The 21,447-nt window shown below is 71.7% G+C and carries 1 protein-coding gene (only partly in view); it reads left to right on the plus strand.

The window, feature by feature from the left end; all coding sequences use genetic code 11:
* Positions 1–21,446, plus strand: the 3' portion of a protein-coding gene (locus ABZ738_RS06425; RefSeq protein ID WP_357211518.1) for a hypothetical protein. The gene continues 17,446 nt to the left of window position 1, outside the view; only the last 21,446 of its 38,892 coding nucleotides appear in the window; its start codon lies off the left edge, out of view; it ends in the stop codon at positions 21,444–21,446.
* Position 21,447: the final 1 nt, after the last annotated feature.

Below are 21,447 nucleotides of genomic sequence, written 5' to 3' on the forward strand. Positions count from 1 at the left end.
TCTCTCCGCCGCCGTCGGGTACCGGTCCGGAATGGATTGTTCGCCGTGCGACGACGAGAGAGAACACCCGGACCCGTGACGTGGCCCGTCTCCTGCAGGATGCGATCCGTGATCCGCGACTCTGGGACTCCACGCTGCGCGAAGAGGTCACTGCGGTTCTCGCTGTCGCACTCGGCGTCGACCTGGTGGTCGTGGAGGACGACACTGCTCGTACCTATCCGGGTGGAGGCTCGACCCTCTATCTGCACCGGGTCGAGCGGGATCGTTTCCAGCCCTATCTTCCGGCCAGCGTTGCCGGCGGAGCGGTCGACCTGGGGGCCGCGCAGGGAATATTCGGCCACTACGGCCCCGCCTCGGACGTGGTACGCCTTCCCGTCGTCCTGGCCGGTGCCGGTGGCCAGCAACAAGGTGGCCTGACCGCGCGCCTCCGCAGCGAGGAGCTGATCGGTCTCTGGGCGAGGCGACAAACCGGCCCCGTGGGCCCCGTGGTGTTGGTCATGGGCGGAGCAGCTCAGCAGGTCGGTGCAGGCGATACGCTCGCCGCCCGATTCCGTGACCGACTCGGCCAGGGCGTCATCGCCAGTGCGGACGACATCGTGCTCGACACCGACGGGCGGGTGTCCGCGGTCGCGCTCCGCCACCTGCCCGACGGCACAGTCGACCTGGACAGTCCGGAGCGAAGCGAGTTCCGGTACTTCCCTCCCGACGGCGGCGCTCCCGTTCCGCTCGGCGACGACCTGGTCTCAGGGGCGGCGTCGGTCGGCCTACGGCTCGTGGTGGACCTTCCGCCGGCCGAGGACACACCGACCGTCCTGGCCGTCCGGCCCGCCCCGGCAGCCGAGGTCGAGGCACCGGGGCCCCGCCTGTTCACGGACGGTGAAGGCGTCTTCCACATCGGTCGGCACGCCACACCGCCGGACGGGTGGCTGCCGCTTGGTGACGCCAGCCCGTACCTTGCCCTCCGCTGGCTGCGGAACGACGGGTCGGCGCGCGTGCCCGACGCAGCCGTCGAGCAACGGGATCTCCAGACCGTCGCGTCGGACGCCGTCGGACTCCGACTGGGTCAACGGTCGGTACGTGATCTGCCGCACCAGATGGCTTCGGCGCTCACGGAGCGGCCCAGGGGCGGAGTGCGGATGCACCGGCGGCTCCCCGCAGTGTTCTCTGGGGACGAGGTCGTCTTCGTCAGCCGTGCGGGTTGGGCACATGCCGCCACCGTGCGACCCAACGGCGAGTTGCTGGTCTACCGGCCCACGCATGACGACGTCTCGGTCGAGCGGATGTCCCATGCCCGGTTCGTCGACGAGTCCGGCCCCGGGTGGTACCTGGTCCGCAGTCGGCTCCGCAGTGACTGGGCTCCGGTGTATCCCGCCGACCGCCCGGCGGTTCCGACCGACTCGGGGTGGTCTGCGCGGCCGCCGGATGTGCTACCCACCCGGGTGCTGGAGGTCGAGCAGGAGCCCTGGAATGAGGAGGTGCGCGGGGCCGACACCCGTGGCGCCGAGGTGCGGCTGAATCCGCTGTGGATGCCCCTGGCCGAGTTCACCCCGGAGGTGTGGGCGGGACGGCCGGGGCACAAGTGGCTGTACCTGGTGCTGGAGCGTCGGGCGTACACCGGCGGCTCGGAGCCCGAGTCCTCTGCCGGACGCCCCGACGACCTGTTGGTCTTCGTCGGCTCGGAAGCGGCCTCCGAGGCGCTCTCCGATAGTCAGTTCAACGACCTGCTGGCGTCGATCCGGCAGGTGGATCCGGACATCACGCCGGGACTGGTCAGAGACATGGTCGACGGTCCCGGGCATCCTTCGCTGGGGGTGCGGTTCACTGCGGCGTCGCCGGGGCAGGGCACCGCAGTGGTGACGTCGGCAGGTGTCGCGGGCGAACTCCGCAGAGTCCCGGCAAACGGGACCTGGGAGATGAACGACTCCTCCGGTAGGTACATGCGAGGAGAACAGCGCTCGACCGACGCGACACAACGATGGATGCGGGTCGTCGCGCAACTCGTCGCAGATCAGGTGGGCGAGCCGGTCCTACCGCGGACGGTGCGGCTGGACGGCGGGATGACGGCGAGCATGAGCCGTCAGCAGATCCACTCCGGACTGTATTTCGCGCATCCCGACGACACCCAGGACACCGTCGCAGCGGTGCGGCGGATGCCTGCGTACGCCGGCTTCAAGTCCGTGTACGCCACCCTGGATCCGCGAACGCTCGAAGTGGTGACGAGGGCGGGACGGTTCGGTCCGAGGAATTTCAACAGCCAGATCGACCACGTCGAGGTGGAGACCCACACGAAGCTGTTGCTGGTGCTGTTCCTACCCGCCGATGCGGACGGGTCGGCGTCGGAGCGCGAGGCGGTGGTGCGGTTCGCAGGGCAGCTCCACGATGTCCGCTCCAGCGACATCGTGACCAACTACGGGGTTGCCCGAATTCTGCCTGACTTCGACGATGTGCAGTTGGGGATCCTGGCGACGGATGATCGCGGTGCACCGGTGGTGGCGCCGGATGGCTTTTTCGTATTGCTCAGCTCGGGTATGCACACCAGTGAGTTGGGACCGTCGGCGTCCATGTCCATGGAAGCGCTCGGTTCCTACCCGGATGCCCACGATGGTGGGGAAACGGGTCAGCAGTACCCGGTTCCGTTCAGCGCACCTGGCATCGAGCTGCCGCCGGGCGCCGACTACGACCGGGGTGTGCTGGTGGTGGGCGACCTGGCCAGGTGGCGGGAGCGGCCGGAGGCCGGCGCGGTGGTGGAGGCTGCGCGAGTGTCGGCCCGACCGATCGTCGTCGCCGAGGTCGGCGCTGTCCCCGCTGCACGGGCTGCCGAGATGGCCACTTTCGCCGAGACGATGCAGCGGTTCGTGCAGTGGCGCCTTCGGCCCCTGGTGGTCACGACCGCGATTGTCGCCGAGCTGAGGGTGGAGGCGACGCTTCACCACGTACCGGTGGTGTTCGCAGAGACCTCCGGCGATGGCACGCGGTGGCACGCGGTCGACTCGGACGGCGTGGTCCGGTGGTCCACGTCAGTGTTCACGCCGGCACTCTTCGTGGCGGCCGGTGAATCCACGTCCGGGCCGGCGGTCGCGTCGCGGCCTGCCGATGTCGGTCAGGTGCGCCTGGCGGAGATGCGGGAGCATCTGGCCAGATGGGAGGGGCATCTGGGGTGGTTGCAGGCGGACGACCGGAGCGGTCGCGCGGGCGGGTCGGCGGATCGGCTCCAGGCTGAGTCGGAGATCGGCCGGTTGACGGCGCGTATCACCGAGTTGAGCGCGATCACCGCCCACTACCCGGTTGAGGAGACCGAACGAGGTCTGATGAGCTACATCAGGGTTCGTCGGCAGCCGGGTGGTGATCGGGGGTTCGACGAATATCGGGTGCTGATCGACGACTACTCGGGGGTGCGGAGCATCCACCCGGAGACGGGCGAGGTGACCGCTTCCTTCTGGTTGTCGAACGGCCAGTGGATGCCCCGCCTTCTGGGTGGCTCGCCCGATTCGACGGTGGTGCAGGACGTCCGGCGGACGCCGCCCATCCCGCCACCGGTTCCCGCCAGCAGGAACGGGGTCGAGGACGAGCTGGTCGTGACCCGGGCGCAGGCGCGGCTGGCCAGTTGGGCGGTGCCGGACCGGCTCGTCGAGCTGCGGCGGTTGGCCGACGAGGGCCGTCCGGGTGCCGTCGAGGCGTTGGCCGACCTGGAGAAGTACCGGGAGGTTCTGGCGCAGACCACCGCACCGAACCGGCAACAGCCCGGCAACGCGCGGCGGAACGTCGCTGCGGTGGCGACCGCCTATCGCGTCGTGCACGACCGGCTGACGGCGTTGGCCTCGGCGCTGGACCTGCCGCATCTGGCACCGCCCGGCCCACCGGCGGTCTCCGTCGACGACAGCGTCGTGCCGGTGCACGCGGTGCCGGTGCTGGCCTTCCCGGTGCAGCTGGTGCCACCCGGGTCCAAGGCGGCAAAGGAGGCACCCGGTTCCAAGACGGCACCCGGGTCCCCAAAGCCACCCGCGATCGCCGACCTGGTGGCCGACCCGGCGACGCGGGCGTGGCTGACCTCGAACACCATCCCACCCCACCAGGTCGCGCGACTGGTGACCGGTGGACGTCTGCGCTTCGACCCGGGACAGGTCGACCAGGTGGTGCGGATGCTGGGCGGGGAGGGAGACGCCCGGGAACTGGTCGCGCTGACCGAGGTCCTCGGCGCGGTGCCGCTGGACCTGCGGGAACGGTCCGAGGCTGCGGGGCTCGCCGGGCCCGGTCCGCTGTTCGGTGTGGTCCGTGAACTCGCGGTGTCCCCCGCAGACGTGGCAGCGCTCGGCGATGTGCTGGCCCGGGTCGCGGACGGCTCGGCAAAGTTCGAACCGGACAAGGGCAGCTGGGTCGACCGGCTCCGGACGGCACTGGCCGACGCCGGTGTCCGCACCGACAGCGACCTGGTGTGGCTGATGCGGCTGACCCGCCGGATGGACCTGGCCCCCGCCGACCGCAGGTGGTTGGGCGAGCTGCGCGACCTCGGGGTACCGCTGGAACTGCTGCACGAACTGCCCGACGAGTACGTCCGGGCGGCGCTGGACGGCCGGCGTCGGGCCGACACCGGTCTGGCTGCGCTGGCCGCCGATGCCGGCTTCGCCGGCCCGGCCGCGTTGGAGACGGCGGCCGAGCGACTCGGCGTACCCCCGGTCGACCTGGCCCTGGCCCTCGGCGACCGGCTGCGGGCGGCCGTGTCCGATGCTCCACCGCTGTCCGACGCGGGGCCGGACGGCCTCCGGGAGCAGGGGCAGCGGGTCGCCGATCGCCTCCTGGCCCAGGTCGCGTCGACCGGACCCGGACTCGACCGCTGGGTGCGCTGGAGTGCGCGGCTCGGATTCCCGGTGGACCGGCTCCGCCCGCTGGCCGAGATTCCGATGCTCGAAGGTCTCATCTGGGAGGCCCTGGGTGACGTGCACGGGGGCCGGGTCGCCGAGGTGCTCGTGCCGTTGGTGCCGGAGGCGGCGGCCCCGGCGCCGATCGCTGCTCGGCACATCGCCGTGCCCACCCCGGAGGAGTTGGCCGCGTGGTCGCAAAGACTCGGTGTGCCCGACTACTACCTGCGGCGGGTGCTGGTCATGCCCGGCGTCGACGGGCGAGCGCTGCCGGCGATGGCCGACCGCCTCGCGTTGCCCCCAGAGCAAGCCGCCGCACTGGTCCGGCTGGTCGAGGTCACCGGTCGGGTGTCGGCCGACGACCTGCTCATGTTCGCCTACCGGCTGGGCACGCCAGCGGGTCCCTATCTGCTGGTCTGGCTCGCCAGCTACTGGGAGATCCATCCGCGCAGGCTGATGCCGCTGCGTCCGCTGTTCGCACGGATCGCGGAGCTGCCCACTCGGAGTCGACCGTCGATGCAGGAGATCGAGGAGCTGGTCGGTCGCTGGGCGGACCCGGGCCGCGCGGGCGCGGGGTATCACGCAGAGCCCGCCGCCGACCTCACGGACGGACTGCTGCTCGACCGGCACGACACCTTCGACGACGACCAGTTCCGGATGTGGCCCACTGCCGAGGAAACGGCGGCGAGCGTCCGCGCCCCTCAGCCTGCCCCCCAGAGGGACAGTGGTCGCGACGACGACTCGGACCGAAGCTCGGCGTCGGAGTCGCACCGCTCACACAGCCTCTTGTCCATCCCGGACGATGACGAGCAACAGGCACAGCACACGAGCCTGGCCGCGCTCGTCTACAGCGGTCGCTCGACCTGGACCAGGGCGGACGGTGCCGGCCGGAGCCGCCGGAACGCCTCGGCACTGTTCTGGGCAGCCGGTCTCGGATCAGGCCCGGAGGGAGCCGGACTGGAGGTCCTGGACGGCCTCCGGACGTTCGTGCCGACGGCGGTCCGCGATCGGCGCGACAGGCTGCGTCGGTGGGCGGAGATCAGTTCCGTCGAGGCCGAGGAACTGTGGCAGGACACCGAGAAGGTCGCCGCCGACCCCGACCTGGGAACGCTGACCCGGCAGGCGGCGATCGTCGCCTCGGCGGCGACCGCAGCGGTACCCGCGCTGACCCGCGACATCACCTCACCCGACGTGACGGAGGTGGTTCGGGGAGCCGTCCAGGCTGCCGACGCCGTGGTCGACGCCGTACGTGCCTGGACCGATCGGCACGCCGACCGGCCGATACCGTCGGCCGGAGACGATCCGGCCCGGCCGGTGCGCGTTCCCGACCTGCTGCGGTCGCTGCCAGCGGGCGAGAGGCGGGCCTCGGCGCAGGCCGGTCGTGACGACCTGGCCGCGATGTTGACCGGGGTACGCACGCTGCTCCACACGTTGACCCGGACGACCGAGGCGGGCAGCGTCTATCGGACGGCTGCCATGGTGATCGAGGCGGCCGCCACGCACATCGCCCGTCTGGTGGTGGGGGCGGGCACACCCGCTCGGCCCGGGACGGCGTTGATCGCGAACGCGGTCGCCGCCCAGGCGATCGAGGCCGCTCAGCGGCTCACCGCGACCGTGGCGGCCTGGGACCGGCTGGCCGGTGGCCTGTCCGCAGCCGAACTCGCCGCGGCCGTGACCGACGGTCAGGCAGAGGCCCGGAACAGAACGGAGACCGACGACCAGAGCGCGGACGTCATCCTGGCCCCGTCGTGGGCGAAGCTCATCGACGTACCCGAGTCCGAGATCGAGGAGGACCGCTACCTCCGCCCCTGGTTGGATCACCTGGCGATCGTGGCGACGGCCGGCAGACTCAAGGTCCCGCCCGGCGTGGTCTACGAGTACGCCCGACGCAACGGGTACCACTCCGAGCGCGCATCTGGTCTGCGGGCGACCTGGAGCCTGGGACCGCCGCACGAGGACCTCTACCGCCTGGCGAACGATCTGTCGGTGCCGGTGCGGTTGCTGTCGCCGCTGCGGGCCCTGCTGAGTGCGAGGGCGGGCACCGCACCCGACCTGGAGCAGGTGAGGGATTCCCTGCTACGGGTACAACTGCCGGACCGGATCGCGAAGTGGCCCCGGCGCCGGCTCGCTTTCCTGGCCGACGTCGGCCTGCGGACCACCCAGGCCACGCGCCCCGGCGAACTCGAGGATTGGCCGCACCGGTGGGTGGCCGACATCCTCGGCCTGGACCCGGAGGATCTGGACGGCGCCGACGGGGTCTCCCTCCGGTCGCTTCTCGAACTCGTCGATCTGGTGCGTCGCGAGTACGCCGTCCGCGAACCCGACGGAAACTGGGCACGGCACGACCTCGAATCGCTGGCCGACGCGCTGGGCCTCAGCAGCTACCTGGTCACCGGCCACAGCGTCCGGATGGGCCGAGTGCCGATGGAACTGGCGGACAAAATGTACGGCGCGTACCTGTTCCTGCTCGCCACCGCGCTCCGGATGGACTCTCGGGAGGTGACGAAACAGTTCGGGACGGTACTCACCGAGGTGATGGATCGGGCACTGCCCCGGCAGGTCGTGGTGGAACGGGCGCTCGCGCGAATCCGGGCGAAGGGGAAGGCCCCGGCGCCGAGGGAGAGCCTCACCGGCAAACTGCTCCGGATCGGTGTGGCCTCGAACGACCGCGTACCGCGACACCTGGGACTCCTCGCACAACAGGCCGGCGTCTCCGCGACGGAACTGGTCGAGACGGCCTACCAGGCAGGTGAGGTCGACCTCTGGCTGACCGCCGACGCCATCGGACTGGCGGTCGGCTCCCGTCCCGTACCCCAGGGCGGCCCGGAGGCCGAGGCGCCCGTCCACACCGTGGACCCCGCGGCGCTGCCACGCATGGTCAACGAGTGGGTCGACTGGCTCGGCGGGATCGCCTGGACGTCCACACGCCTCCACCCTCCGTTGACCGCGCAGGCGCGGCGGGTCGGCTGGACGTTCGACGAGCTGTCGGCGCTGCCCGGAGACGAGCGGAAGAAGGTCCTTGCGGCCCTCGCGGCGTCCGCCTCGGAGGCGGGGCTCAACCGCGTCTACCACAACACCGTCTTCTGGTACGGCCGCAACGTCGAGAAGCTCCTCCCTGTGCTGACCACATTCGTCGCCGATGTCGCCGGTGCCCGCCTCGAACTCCCGATGCCCCGGTGGGCCGAGCCCGATTCACGGTTTCGCGTCAACGTTCACGTGCCGCACTCGGTCGACGCTGACTTCGCGACGTTCGCAGCGGTCGAGACCCGGCGGGAATGGATCCTCACGAACGACCCGGCCACCTGGGAGGAGATGGAGCGGGGCCTGCGTGAGCTCCGACAGGACGGAACACGTGTCGCTGCCGCGACCGTCTCCCTCGCTGCCTCCCCCGATCCGGCCACACGGATCGCGGAACTGGACCTGACGCCGCTGACCGTCAGCGCGTTGATCGCGGTGATCGCCCTCCCGGGCGGCCTCACGATGCACCCCGAACTGCTGGGATACCTGGGGTACGAGGTCGACCCGTATGACTCGACGCGACTGGATCGTCGGGTCAGCCGACCCGAGCGGCTGCGCGTCGACCCGTTCCTGCCCATCGAACATCCGCCGGCCCGGGCGGCCGTCATGGCGGCGGCGATCGTACGCCAGCGGAAGCCCGCACCCCTGGTCGTGGCCGACCGCCCGAGTACGACCACCACCTGGTTCCTGGACGACGGGGATCCCGCCCGCGTCGGGGCCGACGAGCACCACCTGGTGCCGCACGACGTGGGTGACGCACCCGGCAGCCTGGTCCGGGCCGTCCTCGACGGCGCCCGCGCCCAGGGGCTGCGGCTGCCGTCGCAGGTGCGCGACGAGGACGGCCTGATCCGGCACGCGCGGCAGGCGGTCCAGGACGACCCGACCAGGTTCCCGTTGCGGACCATCGGTGACCTGGTCGCCGGAGATCTCGACGATCAGGCACTCCTCGGCCTGGCGCAGGCGCTGCCGATCAGGGTCGAGTCACTAGATGACCTGGCGACCCTGCGGTGGACGATCATGACAATGATCAGCGAGGGCAATCCGCGCCTGCGCAGACTTCTCGGCACCGCCGTCGCTTCGCCGAGCCGGGGCGCGGCATGGACACTGAGTCGCGTCGGCGCTGGCGGTGCCACCGCTGCCAGCCATGTCGCACACCTGTTGCCGGACGCGATCGGGGATCCGACGCTGTGGGACTCCGCGCTGGTCGACGAGATCCTCGGTGTGCTCGCCGTCGTGCTGGAAGTGGACCTGGTCGTGGTGGAGACCGAGGCTGCCCGCCGGTTCTCGGGCGGGGGAGGCTCGACCCTCCACCTGCTCAGGGGCGAGCGGGGCCGATTCCAGTCCTACCGCCCCGCACCGGTGCCGGCCCAACTCACCGCGATCGAACCCGCACAGGTGATCTTCGGCGAGTACGACCCGGCCACCGACGTGACACGGCTGCCTCTCGTGGTGACCGGTATGGACGGTCGGCGCCTGCGGGACCTGACCGCCGACCTCACCGGCCAGGAGCTGATCGACCAGTGGGCGGTCCACCCCGGCCGGGGACCGCAGACGTTGGTCCTGGTGATGGGCGGGGCCGCCGACGAGTCCGGTCCGTACGGTGCGCTCGCCCGCCGTTTCCGGGACCGTTTCGCCACCCCGGTCATCGCCAGCACCGTCGACATCGTGCTGGGCGCCGACGGGAAGGTCTCGGCCGCCTCCGTGGTCCGTGCCCCGGACGGAACCGTCGACCATACCCGGACGGAGCCTGGCGAGTTCCGCTACTTCCCACCGGCCGGAGGCGGGTCGGAGTCGGTCGGGAACGACCTCGCGGCGGGTGCGGAACCCCTCGGGCTGCCGATCGTGGTGAACCTCCCGATCCCCGACACCGGGGCGACCGTCCTGGCGGCCCGACCGGCCCGGCCGGCGGTCGAGGAAGCGCCGGTGCCGCGCCTCTTCGTGGACGACGACGGTACGGCGCGAATCGGTAGTGCCGCCGCACCACCGCCGGGCTGGCTGTCGCTCGGCGACGCCACGCCGTACCTCGCCCTGCGATGGCTGCTCGACGGCGGCCCGGATGAGGGGCTCGACCTGGGCGCACTGGGACAGGAGGAGTTGGAGTTCGCCGCCGCGCAGGCCGTCAAGTTGCGCGGGGGGCGGATGGTGCCGGTGGACCTTACGGAACTGGTGCTGGCCGCGTTCGCCGAAGCGCCCGAGGGGGCGGCTCGGGTGCAGGACTGGCCGACCGACCTATGGCCCAGTGACTCCATCCTCTTCCTCAGCCCGACCGGGACGGCCCGCGCGGCCGTCGTACAGCCCAACGGGGAACTGCTCGCCTACCGGCCGGTCCACGGCGGCGTCGGTGTCACCCGGCTGTCCCAGAGGCAGTTCGTCGAGGAGACCGGACCGGGCTGGTACGTGGTGCGCGAAGGACTTCGGGGCGTTCAGCAGCCGGTGCTGCCGTCCCCGGAGAGCGTGGATCCCCGCGAGTCCCGGCGGTACGACCGGCCGGCCGGAGTGCTGCCGCACCTCGTCCAGTCGATCGAGCAGATCCCTGCCGTCGACGAGATGACCGTCGTGGACGAGATGACCGACGTGGACGGACTGGAGGTGCGACTCAATCCGCTCTGGATGCCGCTGGCCGAGTTCACGCCGCAGGTGTGGGGTAGGCGGCCCGGCCACACCTGGATGTTCGTGGTGCTGGAGCGTCGGGCGCACACCGGGTCGGAGCAGGAGGATCCCGAGGCCGGGACGCATCCCGACGACCTGTTGGTCTTCGTCGGCTCGGAGGCCGCGTCCGCCGCGATGTCGAGCTGGCAGTTCGACGAGCTGTTGGCGACGCTGCGGCGGACCGACCCGGAGGCCACGCCGGGTCACGTCAGAGACCTCGTCGACGGCCCGGGCCATCCCTCCCTGGCAGTGAGGTTCTCCACCGACCCGGCGACACGTGACGCGGCCCTCGTGGCACCTGCCGGTGTCGCGGGCGAACTGCGCTGGAACCCCGGCACCGACATCTGGTATATGAACGACAATTCGGGCAGGTTCAACGACACGGAGGAACGTCACCAGCACAGCCCCCGATCGATGCATGACTGGTTGATCGTCGCGGCGCGGCTCGTGGCCGACCAGGTGCGGGCACCGGTGCTCCCGCTGAGCGTCCGGATCGGGTCCGGCACGGGAAGGCCTGGCGCCCGACACGACATCCCTGCCGGGGTCCACTTCGTCCATCCCGCCGACAACGAGGACACATTCGCCGCCGTCCGGCGAATGCCCAGGTACTCGACCTACACCTCGGTCTTCGCCACCCTGGAGCCGGCGACCGGCGAGGTGGTGACCCGAGAAGGTCGATACGGCCCACAGACCTTCGTCCACCAGCTCCACCGTGCGGGCCTCGACGAGGAGGTCTCCCTGCTGCTGGTGTTCTTCCTGCCCGGCGGCGCCGAGGGATCCGCAACGGATCGGCAGGCCCTGATGCGGTTCGCGCAGGCCGTTCACCGCCACGGGAATTTCGAGGATGTCGTCGTCAACGACGGTCCGGCCCGCATCCTGCCCGGGGACACCGACGTGCGGCTGGGGACGCTGACCGTCGACGTTCACGGCGGTCCGCTGATCCAGGAGGAAGGCCAGTTCGTCAAACTGACCTTGTTCGGCGAGCAGAGGCGACTCGGATCCTCGGCCGATGCGGCGATGACGTGGCACCTGCACCAGCGTCGGGAGGCGTCCGATGCGGAGGTAGCACCTCAGCGGTATCCGGTTCCGTTCGGCGCACCCCGCGTCGAGGCGCCTCCCGGCACGGCTTACGACGGCGGCGTGCTGGTCGTGGGGGACCTGACCCGGTGGCGGGAATGGCCGTTCGCGGAGAGGGTGGCCGAGGCGGCAGCCTCCTGGGCGCGTCCGGTGGTGGTGGTCGGCCCGGAGCCCGAGCCGAAACACGCGGCGTTGACCGCACTCGGCGCGACGCTGACGCTGTTCGGCGCTCGACGTCAGCTACCGCTGGTGCTCGCGGCCACGCACAGTGCCGAACTGACGGCCCTGGTACGCCGGCACGGCCTGCCCGTGATCGGCGCGGACGAGGCGGGTCCCGCCGCACCGTGGCGGGTGATCGGTCCGGACGGTCGGGTGCACTGGTCCACCACCGGTTTCACGCCCGCCCTGTTCGTGGCCGCGCGCGAGGTCACCCCGGCAGAAGCGGCGAGCGTCGACCGCGTCCGCCTCAGTGAGATGACGCGTGCCCTGATCGACAGGGCGAAGGCTCTCACGGATCTGACTGCCGACCGGACAGCCGTCGAGGAGGGCCGCAACCGCGACGAGCTCGAACCGACGGCAGCCGCTGCGCGGATCGCCGATCTGTCGGACGAGATCCTGTCCGTGCAGACGGAGATCCACCGCCTACGGGAACGTAAGGCCGAGCTGACCGAGATCGCCCGGCACCAGCCGGTCGAGGCGACGCCGGAGGGCTTGACCAGCCACATCCGGGTCGAGCAGTCGGTGCCGGGCGCCGATCGGTGGCTGCTCGTGCCGGTGCTGATCGACGACACCGGCGTGCACGGCCGGCACCCGGAGACCGGTGAACGGACCGCCGACTACTTCCTGACCGCGAGCCGGCAGTGGCTGCCCCGCCTGCGCGGTGGCGCACCCGGTGCGATCCGTGATGCGTCCGTCGAGGCGCCGACCGCGAGCCGGACCGACACGGCACCGGCCGGGACGAGCGCATCCCCGGCGGCGGCCGGCGTGGTGCCACCCCGTGGGGCGGCTGGTGCCGCCTCGCCGTCGCCGTCCGATCTGCCAGGCGCACTCGCCACGACCGAGGCCCAGGTGCGATTCGTCGCCTGGGCGGTGCCGGATCGGCTGGCGGCCCTGCGGCGGCTGGCTGCCGAGGGCCATCCCGGAGCCGGTGCGGCCTCGGCAGCCGTGGACGCACACCGGCGCGTGTTGTTCGGAGCTGCCCACGGCCCGGCCCCGCAGGTCTCCGAGGCGGATCGCACCACCAGCTACCAGCGCATGCACGAGCGGTTGGTGGCACTGGACCTGCCCTACCTGGCGCCGCCGACGACCGACCCGTCGGGGGGTGACGACGCCGTCGCGTCGCTGCCCGTCGTGCCCGAGACGGACTTCCCGGTCGTACTGGTCGCCCCCGGAGCGGACGCCGGCCCCGACGGCCGCACGACGGACACCGAGGACGCGCGATGGTTGCGGGGTGTCGGGATCACCGGCACTCAGGCGGCTCGCCTGCTGGACGACGGGGAACTGCCGTTCGACCGGACCGAGGTCGACCGGCTGGCCCAGCGACTGGCCATGGCGGGCGGCGAGGTCGCCGAACTGGTGAACCTGGTCGAGGTGCTCGGCACGGTGCCGCTCGACGTGGGCACCCACGCGCGAGGAATCGGGCTCGCCGGACCCGGACCGCTGTTCGGTGTGGTCCGCGACCTGGGGGTGCCGCCGGAACTCGTCGTGACGGTGGGGGACGCGCTGGTGCGCGTCGCGGGGGACTCCCGCGAGATCGAGCCGGACGAGGGGTCCTGGGTCGATCTGCTGCGCACGGAGCTGGCCGGGGAGGGCGTCCGCACCGACAGCGACCTGGTGTGGTTGATGCGACTGGTCCGCCGGTCGAAGCTGTCGCCCGCCGACCGGTCCGCGCTGGGGGAGCTGCGCGAACTCGGCGTACCGCTGGAACTGCTGTACGAGCTGCCGACGGCCCACGTGCGCGCGGCGCTGACCGGCCGAAGCCGGGCGGCCGGGAGCCTGGCGACGTTGGCCACGGAGTCGGGCCTCGCCGGCCTGGTGGCTCTGGAAGCGGCGGCCGAGCAGTTCGGCGTACCCCCCGTCGACCTGGCGCTGGCCCTGGGGGACCAGCTCCGGGCGGCCGCCGCATCGGTGCCCGTCGCCAGTCCGGACGACCCGGAGGAGCTGCGCCGTCAGGGGCAGCGGGTCGCCGAAGCGGTGTCGGCGCTGCTGCCGGCGGACGCCGACGTCGTCAGATGGGTGCGGTGGACCGCGCGCCTCGGGTTCCCCGTCGAGCACCTACGTCCGCTGGTGGACTCCCCGGCGATCGCGGAGTCGGTCTGGGCCGTCCTGGGCGATGTGCCGAGCGAGCGGGTGGCCGATGCCCTTGTGCCGGTGGCACCCGAGCCGGCGACCACGGCCGAGCTGACCCGGGCGCTCGCCCGGAAGCGGGACGTTCCCGCGCCCGCCCCGACCGACCTGGCGCAGTGGGCGGAACAACTCGGTGTGCGGGTCGCCTATCTCCGTCGGGTGACGGCACTGCCGGGAGTCGACGGCGCGCGCCTGTCGGAGTTGGCCGACCGTCTCGGGCTGTCGGCCACGCAGGCACCGGCGTTGGTGCGACTGGTCGAGGTGACCGGTCGGGTACCGGTCGAGCTGCCCTGGATCGCCTACCGGCTCGGCCTGATGCGGCTCCCGTACGTGCTGGTCTGGCTGGCGGCCACCTGGGAGACGGACCCGCGCGGGCTGCTGTCGTTGCGCCCGCTGTTCGACCGGATCCGGGAGATGCCCCCCGAGGTGCAGCCCTCCCCGGGACAGATCGAGGAACTCGTCACCCGGTGGGCCGCGCTCGGCCGGCCGGCACCGCGTGGCGACGGCGAAGGTGACGCGCAGGAGTGGCCGGTCCGGAGCGACGCGTCCATCATCAGCGAGTCCGCCTCTGATGATCAGCGGCCACGGTACGTCCGGGAACTCCTGCGGTTCGCCGAGGTCGGCACCGGTCCGCAGGGCGGGGGACTGCACCTCGCCGATCGCCTCCGGGCCGTACACGTCGCGGAACTGACCCGCAATGTCGAGCAGTTGCGCCGGTCGCGGGATGTCGCCGTGGCCGACCCGAGCGCGGTGTGGCAGGAGGTCGACGCGGTCGCGGACGATCCGTTCGTCGGAGCGTTGACCCGGCAGGCGGCGATCATCGTCGGTACGGCCCGCTCCGTGACCCTGACGCTCCACCACCCCGTCGCCGATCCGGGCGACGTGATCCAGGCAGCCACCCGTGCGGCCGGTGCCCTGACCGCCGCCGTCCGGTGGTGGACGGAGCACCACGCCGACCGATCGGTACCCGGCATGGACGAGACGACCACGCCGGCTGGTCTCGCCGACCTGGCGGCTGCGCTACCCGGGCCGATGGCGGGCGGGCGACGGGACGCGGCCGGGCAGATGCTGGCCGAGATGCACGCCCGACTCGAACCGCTGAGCCGACCCGGTCCCACCTGGCACAGCCACCGCAGCGCCGACCTGGTGATCCGTACGGCGGCGGTGCACGTCACCCGACTGCTGGTGGCGGCCGGTGCCGCCGCGTCACCGTCGGCGTCGCTGATCACGGCCGCGGTGGCAGACCAGGTGGTCGAGGCGGCTGAGCAACTCGCCACGGCGATGGGCACCTGGGATCGACTGACCGGTGGCATGTCGGCGGCGGAGGTGTCGGCGACGGCGAAAGCTCCGCTCGGTGCCGACGATCTTCCGCCCGCGCAGTTCGTGGACAACCTGCTGGCCGCGTTCTGGGCTCGGCGACTCGGTGTGTACCAGCGCGAGATCGAGGATGATCGACGCGAGCGTCCGTGGCTGGACCCGGAGGTGGTGCACTCGGTGGCAGCCGAGGCACAGGTGTCGCCGGGGCTCGTCTACCAGCAGGCCAAGGCGCAGGGGCAGCTGTCCGAGCGGACGCCGGAGCGGCTCCGGGCATGGGGTGTCCAGCCGCCGTACGAGGCGGTGTACCAGTCGGCCCTGGATCTGCAGGTGCCGGTGCGGCTGTTGCAACCCTTCCTGCGCGCCGGAGGGGTGGCGGCGCAGTCCGATGCCGCCTGGATCCGGGGCGTTCTCGGTAACGTGGCCCAGCGGGTAGGAACGATCACCGAGGAGCCGGGCCAGCAACTGGCCTTCCTGACCGACGTCGATTTCGACTCCCACCAGCCGGTGACCGGGCGCGAGCTACGTTCCTCGGGCAGGCAGTGGACCGCCGACGTGCTGGGCATGGACCCGTCGGACCTGGACCGGATCGGCACGGCGAGGTTCGGCGACCTCGCGCAGGTCGTCGAGAGGGTCCGTGAGTACCACGACGCCAGGACGCCCGACGGTTCCTGGGGCCGGCACGAGATCGAATCCCTGGCGGACGCGCTCGGTCTCAGCTACCCGCTGGTGCTGGGACACAGCGTACGGGTCGGCCGGGTGCCGATGGAGCTGTCGGACGACCCGTACGGACCCCACGTGTTCCTGCTCGCGAACCGGGGCCGGGTGGACTCGCGCGAGCTGGCCCCGATCCGCGGCGAGATCGTGGTCCACGTCGACCGTGGTGGTCCTCGGCACGTGGTGCTGAACGAACTGGCCGACCTGCTGCGCGAGCACGTGGGCGAGGTGCCGCCGCGCGACTCGCTCACCCGTCGTCTGCTGGGCGTCAGCGACGCGGAGGAACTCGCGTCGCTTCAGCTCGGAGCGCAGTACCAGAACGCTGGTACGCCCATCGAGGACGCCCTCACGGTCGCGGAACTGGCCGAGGTCACGCTGGACGTGGCGCTGGAGTTCATCTGGTTGGCGGCCGGCCACCGTCCACCCGGCGCGGACGGTGTGGCGGCACGCGGCGTCGCCGAGCTACCGTCGGCCCCTGGAACGCCCGAGGCGACGGCGACCCGGCTTCGGGAGTGGGTCGGCCGGTTGCACGGCATCCAGGACTTCGACAGCGACGTCGCCGAGGTCTTCTGGGCCGCGCGGGACGTCGGCTGGACCCTCGAAGACCTCTCGGCGCTGTCGGTCGACGACGCGGAGCGGGTGCTTGAGGCCCTGTGGATGGCGCCCAGACTGGACGTCGAGTTCCGGAGCATCACCGTCGGGTACGGCCGCGACGTCGAGGCGATGCACACCCGGCTGAAAGAACTCGTCGCCTACGCCGCCGACAGTCGGGTCGACCAGCGGAACATCATGTGGACGCAGGTCGCGCTCCCCGGTGTCCGGATCGAGGTCGACCTGCCCGAGGCCACCGGATCGCAGCCCGCGTCCCGCGACTGGAATCTGGAAGACGGGGACGAGCGGCAGTCCCTCAACTCCGAACTGAGCCGGTGGCGCAGCGCCGGGACCACGACGGTCTCCGTGGCCTTCCAGAACCCGGCCGGCGACGTCGTCCGGGTGGCGGAGGTGGACACCGCAGGACCGGTCTTCGGCGCGTTGGCCGCGATCCACGGGCTGCCGGGCGGGCTGGCTCGTCATCCCGATCTGCTGGCCCACCTCGGATACGAGTTCGCCCCCTACGACCGCAGCCGGCTGGACCGCCGGGTCAGCGCGGTGCCACCGCTGCCCCTCGCTTCCTTCGCGCGGGTGGCGGATCCGTCGCTACGCGCCGTGATCATGATGGCGGTCATCTGGCGGGAACGGCAGTCCGCGTCTCTCGTGCCCGCGAGTCGCGTGGAGCCGCTCACGACCAGGCTGCTGGCCGACGGCGAACCCACCGTCGTCGACGAGTGGGAATACCACCTGGGTGCCCGGGACCTGGGCACCGAGCCCGGCAGTCTGACCCGGGCGGTGCTCGACAGCGCCCGCGCCCAGGGCCTGGAGCTGCCGGCGCACGTACGGGACGAAGCCACCCTGCTCCAGCACGCCGGACAGGTCGTCCGCGCCGATCCGCACCGGTTCACGATCCGGTCCATCGGCGAGCTGATCATCGGCAGCCTGGCGGACGAGGCGGTCGCGCTGCTCGCCGGGGCACTGGGCCTGAACGAGCCGTCCCTCGGCGAGCCGTCGCTGCGCACCCGGTTGGTCGCGATGGCCGACGAGGACACGGCCCGCCTGTACCGGTTCCTCACCCTGCTCACCCCGGACTCCGACGCGGCGGGGGCGTTGGTGCGCGCGGGCTCGCCCGGGGCGAACCCGGCCCGGGATGCCGCCGCGCTGCTGGTCGCGGCGATCGGTGCGCCCCGGATGTGGAACTCCGCCATCCTCGACGAGGTCGTCGCGGTATTCGCCGTCGCACTGGGAGTCGACCTGGTCGTGCTGGGCGACGAGGACGCCCGCACGTACCCGGGCGGCGGCCCGACACTGTTCGTACGCCGGGTGGGCGGAGACGTCTTCCAGTCGTACCGGCCGACCGGCTCGTGGGGTCAGCCGGCGGCCTTCGGCTCGTCGCCGGCCCTGCTCGCCGAGCACGACCCGACCACGGACGTGGCGCGTGTCCCGGTGGTGCTCGACGGTCGGCGCCACCGGGACGTGACCGCCCGGTTCACCGGAGACGACCTGATCGACCGATGGGTGTCGCAGGCCGCCGACACCTCGGCACCGCTGGTCCTGCTGGTGGGGGGCGCCGCCCGAGGCGACGGCACACACGGCCTGCTGGCCGCTCGCTTCCGCGACCGGTTGCTGAAGCCGGTGATCGCGCCCCTCGACGACATCGCACTCGACCCCCAGGGACGGGTGTCGGCGGTGCGGGCGGATCGACGCACCGACGGCACGGTCGATCTCCACGAGGCGCAGCCCTCGGAGTTCTGGTACTTCCCCGCCACCGGCGGCACCGCGGTACCGCTCGGCGCTGACCTGGTGTCGGGTGCGGCCACGGTCGGCCTGCGGCTCGTGGCGGACCTGCCGCCCTCGGGCGGGGGACGCACCGCGCTGGCGCTGCGGCCCGTACCTCCTCCTGGCGACGACCTGCCGCCCCCGAGCCTGTTCGTGGACGGCGACGGCGCGGTCCGGCTCGGTCGTTTCGCCTCGCCTCCGGAGGGCTGGTGGCCGCTCGGCGACGCGTCGCCGCTGCTCGCCCTGCGCTGGCTGATGGCCGGCGGACCGGTCGACGGGATCGATCCGTCGGCCCTGGGGCAGCCGGACCTCCAGGTCGCTGCCGAACACGCCACCCAGCTGCACGAGCATCAGATGGTGATGATGGACGTGCCCTACCGGCTGCGCTCGCTGCTCGCCGCCGATTCGCCACGGGCGACCACGGTGGACGACAGACTTCGCGCGTTGCAACGAGGCGACGGCGTCATCTTCGTCGGTGTCTCCGGGCAGGCGCAGGCAGCCACCCGACTACGCAACGGTGACCTGCTCGTCTATCGGCCTGCTCGCGGCGACACGTCGACCGAGCGACTGTCCTGGGCCCGGTTCGTCGAGGAGGCGGGCGACGGCTGGTTCCTCGTGCAGCACCGCGCGGCGGACCCGGCGCCGGTGGTGCTTCCCACCGACGGACCCGTCGATCCGACCGCCTCACGGTGGTACGACCGGCCGGAGAACGTCGGAGCCGGCGTGGTGCCGGAGATCGAGCAGGCGCCGCAGAGCAGTGTGGTGCGGGGCGAGAAAACGGACGGGCTCGACGTCCGGCTCAACCCGTTGTGGATGCCGCTGGCCGACTTCACACCCGAGGTCTGGGCCGGGCGTCCGGACCACGACTGGCTCTTCCTCGTCCTGGAACGCGGGTCGTACGCCGAGGCCCAGGAGGGTGAGGACGCCCGCGACCTCCTGGTGTTCGTCGGCTCGGAGACCGCGACCGACGCGATGTCGCCGGCGCAGCTCGACGACCTGCTCACGTCGATGCGGAAGGTCGACCCGACCGTCACCCTGGCCGATGTCCGGGACATGCTCGACGGTCCCGGACATCCCTCGCTGGCCGCGCGGTTCGAGGGCGACGGCACCGCGAGACTGACCCGGGCCGGGGTGGCCGGGAACCTGCGTCGGGATCCGCAGACCGGCACCTGGGCGTTGGACGGTCTCTCCGGCCGGTACTCGTCAGGCCGTCTCGGCCCGCTTGATCATCTGGACCGGTGGTTGCGCGATGTGGCCCGGCTCATCGCCGACCAGGTGCGCGAACCGGTCAGGTCGAGCGTGTACAGCAGCCGGGGACGGATCGAGTCACGGTACGAGTTCGACTCGAAGATCTACTACCCGCACCCTGCGGACACCCTGGACACGTACCACGCGGTGCGGCGGATGCCCGACTTCCGGCCAGGGGTGTGGTCGGTCTACGCCACGCTGGATCCACAGACGGGCGAGGTGGTCACCCGCAACGGACGGTACGGCCCCCGGAACTTCACCCGCGAGTTGGCGCGCAGCAACGCCAGGTACGAGGGCGCGTTGCTGTTGGTGCTCTTCCTGCCCGGCGATGCGGAGGGCACCGAAGCAGAGCTCAAGGCCCTGTCCCGCTTCGGGGAGCGAGTGCAGGAGGCGCGCCGCACCGACGTGACGGTGTCGGTCGGGACCGCCCACATCCTGCCCGGAGACGGGGACGTGCGGTTGGGCACGCTCACCGCCGACGTCGTCGGTGCTCCCATGGTCGAGCCTGCGGGTGCGTTCGTCCGGTTCCGGCAGCCGGAGCCGGGGAGGGAGTCGGAACCCAAGCCTCCGCCGGAGTTGCTCGACGCGTCGGCCGACGCGTCGATGATGGCGCTGCTGGTGATCGGCTACCCGTCGGGCGTGCACGATGCGCCACAGCGGCACCCGGTGCCGTTCGGACCGCCACGGATCGACGCACCCCGGGGTGCCGCGTACGACGGTGGATTGCTGGTCGTGGGCGACGTCGACAGGTGGCGGCAGCGACCGGTCGCCGAGGCGGTGGCGCGGGCGGCCCGCGCGGTACGGCGTCCGGTGGTGGTGGTCGAGGTCGGTGCCCGAGTCGACGAACGAAGCGCCGTGCTGACCGTGCTCGGCATGACGCTGATCAAGCTCGGTGAACGGCAACTCCAGCCGATCGTGGTCGCCACCGCGCCCGCCGCCGCGCTGACCGCACTGGTGAACCGCTACGACCTTCCGCTGATCACTCCAGAGACCACCGAAGCGGACTCCCGCTGGCAGATCACCGGGCCGGACGGTGCGCCACGCTGGTCGACCTCGGCGTTCGTTCCGACGCTTCTCACCAGCGCCGGTCAGGTCACCACGGGCGAGGTCGCGCGTACCAGATCGGTGATCCTCTCCGAGTGGCTGGGGCAGTCCGACTGGCCCACCGCCGAGGAGTACCTCCGCGAGAACGTCGCAGACCTGCGGCACCCGAACGTCGCGGACGAGCTCGCTCAGCTCCAGGCGCGGGACCCGGACAACCGGCTGCTCTCCGCCCACAAGGCGGTGCTCGAACTGGTCGAGGCGGCGAACGGGGCGATCGACCCGACCGAGTCCCGCTATCAGCCGACCGAACCGATCCAGACGTTCGAGATGGAGCCCCGCACCACCGTGCGGGGCCCGATGACGGTCACCTTCGCCCTCGACTACCTCGAACCGAAGCCGAAGCCGTTGCACCGCAAACCCTGGGACGACCGCCTGCTTCGCCTGATGTACACCGACGGTAGGGCCCGCGAACTGGCCGCTGCACTGGCCGCCGGCATCGTCGGCGAACAACCGGACCAGGTCGACGACGGACGCTGGAACGCCACCGTGTTCGGTGCCGTTTCCATCGTGCTGGGGATGACCCCACAGGAAGCCCGGGAGCCTGGCTTCGTCGACGCTTGGAGAAATGCCCTGGAGGACGTGGCCTGCTGCGAGGCCAACCCCACGCACCGCATGTACTGGGTGGACAGACTCGACGAACTCCTCGGGGAGGTCGGCGCGAACGGCATTCCGGGCCACGTGGACGGCCCGGCGCCACACCACGCGGCACTACTGGTGGTGCTGACCTACACCTTGGCCAACTGTTGAG

This window comes from Micromonospora sp. NPDC047793 (genome assembly GCF_040642635.1).
Lineage (GTDB): Bacteria > Actinomycetota > Actinomycetes > Mycobacteriales > Micromonosporaceae > Micromonospora.